Here is an 11,124-nt window from a genome sequence, read left to right on the forward strand (position 1 = left end):
AAAATCGAGGCATTTTTGTTATCTTTAGCTTTCGAAAAAATCACTACATAAAATGGAAATAGAAAATAGTTTAGAAATCAACAACGCCAATATTCATTATGTTCACCACGAAATAAATCCAGAAAATCCAACACTTATTTTTTTACACGATTCCTTAGGTTGCACCCAACTTTGGAGAGATTTCCCAAAAGAAGTTGCCGAAAAAACAAATTGTAATTTATTCATCTACGATAGAAAAGGTTATGGAAAATCGTCGCCTTTTACCATTGATCGTCGCGAATTGACTTACATGCATGATGAAGCAGATTTTCTAAATGATTTGGTTCAATATTTCAACTTCAAAGACATTATTTTATTTGGACATAGCGATGGCGGATCGATTGCGTTACTTTATGCTTCGAAATATCATCAAAATTTAAAAGGAATTGTTGTAGTTGGTTCGCACATTATTGTAGAAGAAATTTCTTTACAAGGAATCAGAGATGCAAAAATTGCATATGCAGAAACTAATTTGAAAGAACGTTTGACAAAATATCATGGCGATAAAACGCAGAAAGTTTTTGAGATGTGGACAGAAACTTGGTTACGCCCAGATTTTATTGATTTTGATATTCGAAAAGAATTGCAAAACATCGAATGTCCAACTTTGGTTATTCAAGGAATTGATGATGAATATGGTTCGATTGAGCAAGTAAATGGAATTATCAACAATGTAAAAGGAGGAAAAGAAAGTTATCTTGTTCCTGATGCAAAACATACACCTTACAAAGAGAATAGGACGCCGACTTTGGCAAAAACAGTTGAGTTTATTGATTCGTTATAACGAATCAATAAACCTAAATATTACCATTTTACTCAATTTTTTCTCCTACGTTTAATCCATTTATAAACTTCAAACCACAATACAGATAACATTGCTACAAACATCGCCATTCCTAATTCTTTTAGATTCAACGAAGAAACTTTAAAAAATAAAGAAATTGGCTTTATATACAGTATTGCAAAAAGTATAAGCAATGTAAGAATTGTAACGCCAACCATTAAATTATTTTTATTTTTAAAACTTGACCACAAGCTATAATAAAACGATCTATTCGTTAAACTTAACCAAACATTTGAGAAAATCAACGTTGTAAAAACCATTGCTCGGGTTTTCTCTTCATTTCCGCCTAACTGATAAGTGTATTGATAAACAAAAAGCAATCCTAATGTGATGATAATTCCTTGAATAATACTTGTTGAAAGTTCTTTCCAATTCAGAAAAGTTTCCGTCATAGGACGAGGTTTTTCGTTCATAGAATTTTTCTCTAAAGGCTCGTTTTCATACACAATAGAACAGGTTGGTCCCATTACCAATTCTAAGAAAATAACATGAACCGGTGTGAAAATTTGCGGAAAAGCCCAACCTAAAAACAACGGCAATGAAACAATTAATATAATTGGAATATGAATCGAGATAATGTATTGAACAGCTTTTTTAAGATTCGTATAAATGCGTCTTCCAGCAGCTATTCCGATAACTAATTTTCCTAAATCATCATTTGTTAAAATTAATTGCGCAGCTTGTTTGGCTATTTCAGTTCCTTTTTCGCCCATTGCAACACCAATGTGTGCGGCTTTCAATGCTGGTCCATCGTTTACTCCGTCGCCCAACATTGCCACTACTTCTCCATCCTCTTTCAAAGCTTTCACGACGGCTAATTTTGCTTCGGGAAACATTCGTGCAAATAAGACTTTTTCGTCGGCTGCTTTTAATAATTCTTTTTCAGAAAGTTGTGTAATTTCACTTCCTGTAATACTATCTTCAGCATGAATAATTCCTGCCTGATTCGCAATACTCATCGTAGTTTCGGCATTATCGCCTGTAATTACTTTTACTTTTATTCCGGCATTATATATTTTCTCGAAAACCTCATTTATTCCCTTTTTAGGCGGATCATAAAAGACAACAAAACCTAACAATTCAAAAGGTAAATCTTGTTGTTGTTTTGGAAAATCGTTTGAATTAAAAGTAGATTTTGCAACACCCAAAAGTCGGAAACCTTTTGTTCCAAAATCGCGAATAACGTTTCGTAAATGATCTTTTTGTTGATCAGAAAGATTCGAAACTTGTAAAATAGCTTCTGGAGCACCTTTTGCCGCAATTATTCGTTGATTATCTTTATTTTTAAAACAATGCGTCATCATCGGAGGTTTTCCAGATAAAGGATATTCGAAAAACATTTGATATTGATTGCGCTCATCAACCTGTGTTTGTTCGTAAACTCGGTGCAACGTTTTTTCCATTGGATCGAATGGAACAGGTTCACTACTCCACATCGCATATTGTATAATCTTAGAAATTTCGACATCATTGAATTGATTTTCATCAAAAACCGTACACATTTTTGCATCATAAATTGCATTCAATTTCATCGAATTTTCGGTAATTGTGCCTGTTTTATCACTACAAATAACAGTTGTGCTTCCTAAAGTTTCGACAACACTACTCTTTTTTACAATAATTCCTTCGCGTAATAATTTCCATGAACCCAATGCCATAAATGTAGTAAATGCAACTGGTATTTCTTCGGGTAAAATAGACATTGCCAAAGTCAAACCGTTTAATAAACTACTTACAATGTCTTTTGTTTGAAAATAATTGAATCCGCAAACCATTGCAAAAACAATAATTCCAATGATTGCCATTCCTTTCACAAATTTTTCTATCTGCAATTGCAAAGGCGATTTTTCTTCTTTTATAGATAAAATTGACGTTCCTATTTTTCCCAACTTCGTTTCTGCTCCAATGGCTGTCACTTCAAAAATAGCCAAACCAGAAACTGTCAAAGTTCCACTGTAAATTTCTGGATGATCTATATCTTTAAAAACTGACATACTTTCGCCTGTTAAAGCCGATTCATTCACCGAAAAATCATTACTATGAACAATATTTCCATCCGCATTAATCATCTTTCCTTCTTCCGTCACACACAAATCACCAATTGTAATTTCGTGTGTTGGAATCTCAACTAATTGTCCATTACGAATAACTGAACTCAAAGGTTCGTTCAACTTTTCTAACTCTTGCAGAGCTTTTTGATTACGAGAATCTTGGTAAAATGAAATTCCTGTCACAGCAACAATAGCCACAAACATAAATGCAGCTTCACCCAAATCACCAACCAACACATAAATAATTGATACAGCAATCAAAATTAGCGTCATTGGTTCTTTTATAATATCAAATAATAAACTATACTAAGCAGAATTACGTTCACCCTCTATTGCATTATCTCCGTATTGTTGTTGAGCTTTTTTGACTTCAGAATCAGATAACCCTTTTAAATTTTCAGGAATTTTTATAGACATTATTTCAATCGATTAGTGTTTACTAAAGTTACAGCTAAATCCAATTAAAAAATAGTTTAATACTTGATTATATCCTATTTAGATTTGATTTCAATTAAAACAAAAAAATCATTTCTTTCGAAATGATTTTTGCTCTATTATTAAGGAATTAATTTTCGAATGCATCGCAGTTTATGCGAATATTTTTGAGAATCGGTATTGAAAATTCCATTTGTATCGATTGGGTCAATGCGAACTTTTCCGTGTGCATGCAAAATCTTACCATTGCCACACATAATTCCGACATGAATAATTAGACCTTCTGCATTATCAAAAAAAGCTAAATCGCCTGGTTCTGCTTCTTCTACAAAACTCAAAACTTCACCCATTTCCGCTTGTTGATAAGCATCTCTCGGAATTTTGTAACCTCCTATTTTGTACACTTGTTGCGTTAAACCAGAACAATCAATTCCAAAAGAAGATTTTCCGCCCCACAAATAAGGCACATTTAGATAGGCTTTTGCAATTTCTACCAATTGATCTTTTGATTTTTTACCAGACGTATATACCCCAAAATATTCAAAACATTTTGGACCAATTTTGATTTTACTTTCATTCAAAGCGCGAACTTCAGCTCCAATTGTCAACGTCATTGGCAAGCCATTTTCCATCGCATGATTATACGGATTAATTGCAAATTTCTCGATCGAATCTTTATTATATTCTTCTTCCGAAATTTCTACAATTTGTTTTGGATCTAGCCAACCTTCGTAACCATCAAAAGCTAACTGAACTTTAGTCCATTTTTCTAATTCTTCTAAAATAATCAACTTTTCTCCAAACAAAACCTGACTCACCATTTCTGATGAATCTCTTGCTTCGTAGCGCAATGGCGCAACACTTACTTGACAAATGGCGTACTTCATTATTTTTTTCGAATTAACGTAATTCCATCACGAATTGGTAAAATGATCGATTCGACACGTTCATCTTTCGTTACCATCTCATTAAATTCTTTCAAGATTTTTGTCGAAGGATCTTTTTTATCTTCCTCCTCCATCATCACTTTTCCGTACCACAACACATTGTCAACTAACATTGCTCCTCCGGGACGAAGAAGTTCCAAAACCTTCTCGAAATAATAAGGGTAACTCTCTTTATCGGCATCAATAAAAGCTAAATCTACAGAATCTTTTTCAATTGTGTTCAATTCTTCACGCGCATCATTGATTCTGAAATCAATTTTTGAGGCAAATTCTGATTCATCAAAATACTTTCTGCAAAGATATTCTAACTCATCATTTTTATCTATCGTTATGATTTTTCCATCAGTAGTTAAACCTTCTGCCAAACACAATGTTGCGTAACCTGTAAAAGTTCCTAACTCTAAAATAGTTTTTGGAGCTAAAATCTTTGACAAAATGCTTAACAAACGACCTTGATATTCGCCCGAAATCATGTGGGGCTGCGTTGTACATTGATAGGTTTCAACACGTAATCGGCTCAAGATTTCAGGTTCTTGATCCACATGATGATCTAAATACGATTCTAAAACTGGTGAAATTTTTATCATACCTTTAAAAAGTCAACAAAATTACAAAAAATGCATTGAATATCGGCTATATAAAGGAAATTTAGAAGAGAAAATTTATCCAAAATAATCAAACCAAAAAAGCATTACTTTTTGGGTAATGCTTTTTGTTTTGAAAATTATTCTGATAAACTTAGGCTAAATCTTAACCTCAGCCTTACTTTAAATTTTTCCTTTCTGAATAACAGTTACAACATCTGGATCTAATAATGTTGAAGTATCGCCAAAATCAGTTTCGTTACCTGCAATTTTTCTCAAAATACGACGCATAATTTTTCCGCTTCGCGTTTTTGGTAAACCTGAAACAAACTGTATTTTATCTGGTTTTGCAATTGCTCCAATTAATTTAGAAACTCCATTTTTTATTTCTGCTTCAAGTTCTGGTGAACCTTGTACTCCATCTTGTAAAATCACGAAAGCATATAATGCATTTCCTTTGATATCATGAGGATAGCCAACAACTGCGCTTTCCGCTACAGCTTCGTGTTCATTTATCGCATTTTCTATTGGCGCAGTTCCTAAATTATGTCCAGAAACAATCACCACATCATCTACACGTCCTGTAATTCGATAATTTTCCATTACATCACGATACGCTCCATCTCCTGTAAAATAATAGCCCGGAAATGTTGAAAAATAAGTTTCTACATAGCGTTTATGATCATCATAAATAGTACGAGCCATAGATGGCCAAGGAAATTTAATTGCTAAACGTCCTTCTGCTTTTTCATTTACTGCTTCTACTTCTTTTCCTTGTTCATCCATTAAAACTGGCTGAATTCCAGGAAGCGGTAATGTTGCAAACGTTGGACGAAGCGGCGTAATTCCTGCTAATGGCGAAATCAAAATAGATCCTGTTTCTGTTTGCCACCATGTATCCACAATTGGACAATTTCCTTTTCCAATATAATCATTAAACCAGTGCCAAGCTTCTTCGTTAATTGGTTCACCAACTGATCCTAAAACTTTAAGACTTGATAAATCATATTTCTCGACATAATCTAACGATTCACGAGCTAACGAACGAATTGCTGTTGGAGCTGTATAGAAATGTGTCACTTTTAATTTTTCGACAATTTCCCAAAAACGTCCAAAATCTGGAAAACTTGGAATTCCTTCGAACATTACCGAAGTTGCTCCACAAGCCAAAGGTCCATAAATAATGTAACTATGTCCTGTAATCCAACCGATATCTGCTGTACACCAATAAATATCGTTGTGTTCCATTTGGAAAATATTATCGAACGAATAAGCCGTTTCCACCATATATCCACCACATGTATGCACCATTCCTTTTGGTTTTCCCGTAGAACCAGAAGTATACAAGATAAACAAAGGATCTTCAGCATCCATAATTTCCGCAGGACAATTATCGTCTACTTTATGCATTTCATCAATCCAAAATTTATCACGTCCACCAACCATAGAAGTAGGCTCGATAGCACGACGATAAACGATACACGACTGAATAGAAGCACAATCTTTTAAGGCTTCATCACAAATTGCTTTTAAGTTAATTGATTTCGTTCCACGAAAAACTTCGTTTGCTGTCACCAAAACCTTACATTGCGCATCGTTGATACGAGAAGCTATAGCAGCAGAAGAAAATCCTGCAAAAACAATAGAATGTACCGCGCCAATACGAGCACAAGCTAACATCGCGATGGCTAATTCTGGAATCATTGGCATATAAATACACACACGATCTCCTTTTTGTACGCCATTATTTTTTAAGACATTCGCAAATTGGCAAACTTTTGAATGCAATTGACGATATGTAATAATTCGAGATTCTTCTAAAGGATTATTTGGTTCCCAAATTAAAGCTGTTTTGTTTCCATTTTTTTCCAAATGACGATCCAAAACATTTTCGGTAATATTTAGTTGTCCACCTTGAAACCATTTAAAATCTGCTTGTTCAAAATTATATTCAAGTGTTTTGTCCCATTTCTTTTGCCAAACGAAGTTTCCAGCAATTTTATCCCAAAATTTTTCAGGCTCCTCGACACTTTTTTTATACGCTTTCTTATATTCAGAAAACGAATTGATTCTAAAATTGTTAATCATTTTAATTTTAATTGTGGTTTTGAATACTAAATATAAAAAAAGCGAATCAATTTATCAAATTAACTCGCCTATATTTTACAAATGAATAAAAACTATTCTATTTTTCTTTATACGGACTTGCATTGTAATATGCTAAAGCAGTTGGTAAGGCTTCCTTTATTTTAGCCATACGCGTCGCATCCGAAGGGTGAGTACTCAAGAATTCTGAAACTCCTGCATTTCCACTTTTCGCCGCCATACGTTCCCAAAAAGGAATTGCTTGAGAAGGATCATAACCCGCCATCGCCATTAAATACAATCCTGTAACATCAGCATCTAATTCCATTTTACGAGAATAGTTTAGTAAACCAACTTGTGCACCTACAGGATATAATTGTTCAAAAACTTTTGCATATTCTGCATTTCCAATGGATCCACCAACTATTTGTCCTAAACCTTGTGCGGCCATTTGCTGAGAAGCTTGCTCCGCACTATGACCAGCCAAAGCGTGACCAATTTCGTGACCTAAAACAACAGCCAATCCAGTTGCATCTTTGGTAACAGGTAAAATACCTGAATAAACCGCAACTTTACCTCCAGGCATACACCATGCATTTACTTCGTTTGCATTTAACAACGTAAATTGCCATTGATAACCTTGTAATTGAGAAGATATTCCCTTTTCTTGATAATATTTTTCAGCGGCATATTTTAAACGTTCCCCTACTGTTTGCACCATTTTAGCATCGGCAGTACCTGTAATTACTTTCCCTTGTTTAAGAATTTGAGAATATTGATTGTAAGCTGTCGGAAATAAATCTGCATTAGAAACTAATGACAACGATTTACGTCCTGTAACTGGATTTGTAGCACAAGAAGCTAAGACTAAAGCTCCTGCAGCGGTTAAAATTATTTTTTTCATATTTTTTAAGTTTATTTACCGAGTTTCTTTTTGATTTCATTCAATTTCATCAATGCTTCAACAGGCGTTAAAGTATTGATATCTGTGTTCATAATTTCTTCTCGAATCGATTCTAAAATTGGATCATCTAATTGAAAGAAACTTAATTGCATATTATCTTGCGTTATTTTCTCCGTTTTATTCGAGATTCCTTCATCTGTTTTCGTTGCTTCCAAAACCTTTAGCACATCATTCGCTCTGTCCACCACTCGTTTTGGCATCCCAGCCATTTTAGCAACATGTATACCAAAACTGTGCTCACTTCCTCCTGGAACTAATTTTCTCAAAAATAATATTGTATCTTTTGTTTCTTTGATACTAACATTAAAGTTTTTGATACGTTCCATCGATTTTGACATTTCATTCAATTCATGATAATGCGTTGCAAACAATGTTTTTGGTTTCAAGGCACTTTGATGTAAAAATTCTGCAATTGCCCATGCAATCGAAATTCCATCGTAAGTCGAAGTTCCTCGACCAATTTCATCCAATAAAATCAAACTTCGTTCCGAAATGTTATTTAAGATACTTGCTGTCTCATTCATTTCGACCATAAATGTCGATTCACCTGATGAAATATTATCTGAAGCACCAACTCGAGTAAAAACTTTATCAATGATTCCTAAATCTGCAGCTTGAGCTGGAACAAAACTTCCCATTTGCGCCATCAAAACAATCAAAGCAGTTTGACGTAAAAGCGCCGATTTACCAGACATATTTGGTCCAGTAATCATAATAATTTGCTGATGATCCGAATTTAACTCAACATTATTCGACACATATTGTTCGCCAATTGGTAATTGTTGCTCAATCACAGCATGACGACCTTCTTTTATATTTAGTTCAAAACCATCATTAAGAGAAGGTTTTGTGTAATTATTTTTCTCTGCTATTTCTGCAAAAGTTGACAAAACATCCAAAAATGCAATTGCTTTTGCCGTTTGTTGAATCGGTAAAAGTTTAGTGATAATTTCTTGTAACAATTCAATAAATAATTGATTTTCTATAGCAAGAATTTTTTCTTCTGCACCAAGAATTTGTGTTTCGTACTCTTTTAATTCTTCGGTAATATAACGCTCTGCATTCACCAAAGTTTGCTTACGAATCCATTCTTCTGGCACTTTATCTTTGTGCGTATTTCGAACTTCAATATAATAACCAAACACATTATTGAATGCAATTTTCAAGGACGAAATTCCAGTTCGTTCTGTTTCGCGTTGACACATTTGATCCAAATAATCTTTTCCAGAAAACTGAATTTTTCGTAATCGATCCAATTCTTCTGAAACACCTTCTCTAATTACATTTCCTTTTACAATTTGATGCGGAGGCTCGTTAGAAAGTGTATCAAAAATCTTTTGTGTTAAATGATCAATTGGTTCGATTCGAGAAAATAAATCTGCAACTTCTTTGATATTCGATTGTTCAGCAACTTCTTTTATTTCTTCCGAAATTTTCAAACTTTGTGCTAATTGTTGCAATTGACGAGGTGTAATTTTACCTGTCGAAACTTTTCCAGCCAAACGTTCTAAATCGGTTAATTGACCTAATTTTTCTCGCAAATCGTAACGTAAATCTCCAAATTTGTAGAAGTATTCGACAATATTTTGACGACGTTGAATTGATTTCAAATCTTTCAATACCATCACCATCCAACGATTCAATAAACGAGCACCCATCGGAGTTTTGGTATCATCTAAAACATTTAATAACGTAACACCTTTTGGATGTGGAGAATAAACCAATTCGAGATTGCGAATCGTAAATGGATCCATCCACACAAAACTATCTTGATTAAGACGCTGAATAGATGTTAGATGCTGAATTTCGAAATGATGCGTATCATCCAAATAAGCTAAAATAGCACCAGCAGAGATAATTCCATCTTTTAAATCTTCGATTCCAAAACCTTTTAAATTCTTTGTTTTGAAAAGATTGGTTAATTTATCAATTGCAAAATCATATTGAAAAGCCCAATCATCCAACAAAAATTTACTTTTGACATCAGAAAAATTATATTTAACACGTTTTTGGTAAATCACTTCACTTGGTCGAAACGATTGAATAATTTTCGCTACTTGATCTTCTTGTCCTTCCGAAACCAAAAATTCTCCTGTCGAAACATCTAACAAAGCTATTCCAAAAGCTTTATCACCTTGATGAACAGCCATCAAAAAGTTATTCGATTTTGACGACAAAACCTCATCTTGCAATGCAACACCAGGCGTAACCAATTCTGTAACACCTCGTTTCACGATACCTTTTACCATCTTTGGATCTTCGAGCTGATCGCAAATTGCAACACGCAAACCAGCTTTCACCAATTTCGGCAAATAAGTATTCAAACTATGATGAGGAAAACCTGCCAAAGCGCTATTATCAGAGCCATTGGCACGTTTCGTTAAAACTATATCTAAAATGCGAGAAGCTCGCACAGCATCTTCTCCAAATGTTTCGTAAAAATCTCCCACACGGAACAACAACATTGCATCAGGATATTTCGCCTTGATGGTGTTATATTGTTTCATTAGAGGAGTTTCCTTATTCTTTACTACTTTTGTCAAATTATTATAAATTTTGAACAGCTAAGTTAGTTAAAAACGAAGTGATGAGAAAACTAAAATTAGACGAATTAGGTCGCGTTTCTGCGGAAGAATATAAAGCTATTGAAAAACACCCGATTGTTGTGGTGTTGGATAATGTGAGAAGTATGCACAATGTTGGTGCAGTTTTTAGAACTTCGGATGCATTTTTAATTGATAAAATTTATTTGTGTGGAATTACAGCAACTCCACCTCATAAAGAAATTCATAAAACGGCCATTGGTGCAGAAAATTCTGTTGATTGGGAATATGTGAAAGATTCGAATGAATTGGTTGCTAAATTAAAAGAAGATGGTTATCAAATTGTAACGATTGAACAAACGGAAGGTTCTGTTTTGTTAAATGAATTTGAAGTTGACCAATCTCAGAAATATGCAATTGTGATGGGAAATGAGGTTGATGGTGTGCAACAATCAATCATTGATCAATGTGATACGTGTATCGAAATTCCACAATCAGGAACAAAACATTCGCTTAATGTTTCGGTTTGTACAGGAATTATTTTATGGAAATGGTATGAAGGATTTATGAAATAACGGAAAGCGGTAAGCAAAATAAAAAAGAATCCGTCTCACAACAAAATTTGAGGCGGA

The 11,124-nt window shown here is 34.0% G+C and carries 7 protein-coding genes and 1 pseudogene; 2 read left to right on the forward strand and 6 right to left on the reverse strand.

Features of this window, described 5'->3' with window-relative positions:
- The first annotated feature begins 52 nt into the window (after positions 1 to 52).
- Positions 53 to 823 (forward strand): alpha/beta fold hydrolase, encoded by a 771-nt coding sequence (locus N5E64_RS10965; RefSeq protein ID WP_280037593.1) that lies wholly within the window; start codon positions 53 to 55, stop codon positions 821 to 823.
- Positions 824 to 855: 32 nt separating this feature from the next.
- Here the strand turns inward: N5E64_RS10965 and N5E64_RS10970 are convergent.
- The 6 genes and pseudogenes from N5E64_RS10970 to mutS form a co-directional block, all read right to left on the reverse strand.
- Positions 856 to 3,351: pseudogene (locus tag N5E64_RS10970) on the reverse strand (cation-translocating P-type ATPase).
- A 140-nt stretch (positions 3,352 to 3,491) separates the two neighbouring features.
- Positions 3,492 to 4,256 (reverse strand): C40 family peptidase, encoded by a 765-nt coding sequence (locus tag N5E64_RS10975; protein WP_280037594.1) that lies wholly within the window; start codon positions 4,254 to 4,256, stop codon positions 3,492 to 3,494.
- A complete protein-coding gene (locus tag N5E64_RS10980; protein WP_219033620.1) occupies positions 4,256 to 4,903 on the reverse strand; it encodes an O-methyltransferase in 648 nt (215 codons plus the stop codon). Before N5E64_RS10980 ends, N5E64_RS10975 begins: the two co-directional genes overlap by 1 nt.
- Before the next feature lie 180 nt (positions 4,904 to 5,083).
- Positions 5,084 to 6,988: an acetate--CoA ligase gene (gene acs, locus N5E64_RS10985; RefSeq protein ID WP_280037598.1), complete on the reverse strand. Its 1,905-nt coding sequence runs from the start codon at positions 6,986 to 6,988 to the stop codon at positions 5,084 to 5,086.
- A gap of 97 nt (positions 6,989 to 7,085) precedes the next feature.
- Positions 7,086 to 7,889 carry a M48 family metallopeptidase gene (locus tag N5E64_RS10990; protein ID WP_115001460.1) on the reverse strand — a complete coding sequence of 268 codons (804 nt, stop codon included), beginning with the start codon at positions 7,887 to 7,889 and terminating at the stop codon, positions 7,086 to 7,088.
- Between the two features lie 11 nt (positions 7,890 to 7,900).
- Entirely contained in the window at positions 7,901 to 10,456 is a 2,556-nt protein-coding gene (mutS, locus tag N5E64_RS10995) for a DNA mismatch repair protein MutS (RefSeq protein ID WP_280037599.1), read from the reverse strand.
- Positions 10,457 to 10,536: 80 nt separating this feature from the next.
- On the opposite strand from mutS, the gene N5E64_RS11000 reads away from it, so the two are divergent.
- Positions 10,537 to 11,067: an RNA methyltransferase gene (locus N5E64_RS11000; protein WP_038332036.1), complete on the forward strand. Its 531-nt coding sequence runs from the start codon at positions 10,537 to 10,539 to the stop codon at positions 11,065 to 11,067.
- Positions 11,068 to 11,124: the final 57 nt, after the last annotated feature.

This window comes from Empedobacter sp. GD03739, assembly GCF_029843245.1.
GTDB lineage: Bacteria > Bacteroidota > Bacteroidia > Flavobacteriales > Weeksellaceae > Empedobacter > Empedobacter falsenii_B.

What these genes read in the sequence shown, in the direction of transcription:
- N5E64_RS10990 (WP_115001460.1), bottom strand. Translation starts at nt 7,889, where the DNA reads ATGAAAAAAATAATTTTAACCGCTGCAGGAGCTTTAGTCTTAGCTTCT.
- acs (WP_280037598.1), bottom strand. Translation starts at nt 6,988, where the DNA reads ATGATTAACAATTTTAGAATCAATTCGTTTTCTGAATATAAGAAAGCG.
- mutS (WP_280037599.1), bottom strand. Translation starts at nt 10,456, where the DNA reads ATGAAACAATATAACACCATCAAGGCGAAATATCCTGATGCAATGTTG.
- N5E64_RS10965 (WP_280037593.1), top strand. Translation starts at nt 53, where the DNA reads ATGGAAATAGAAAATAGTTTAGAAATCAACAACGCCAATATTCATTAT.
- N5E64_RS11000 (WP_038332036.1), top strand. Translation starts at nt 10,537, where the DNA reads ATGAGAAAACTAAAATTAGACGAATTAGGTCGCGTTTCTGCGGAAGAA.
- N5E64_RS10975 (WP_280037594.1), bottom strand. Translation starts at nt 4,256, where the DNA reads ATGAAGTACGCCATTTGTCAAGTAAGTGTTGCGCCATTGCGCTACGAA.
- N5E64_RS10980 (WP_219033620.1), bottom strand. Translation starts at nt 4,903, where the DNA reads ATGATAAAAATTTCACCAGTTTTAGAATCGTATTTAGATCATCATGTG.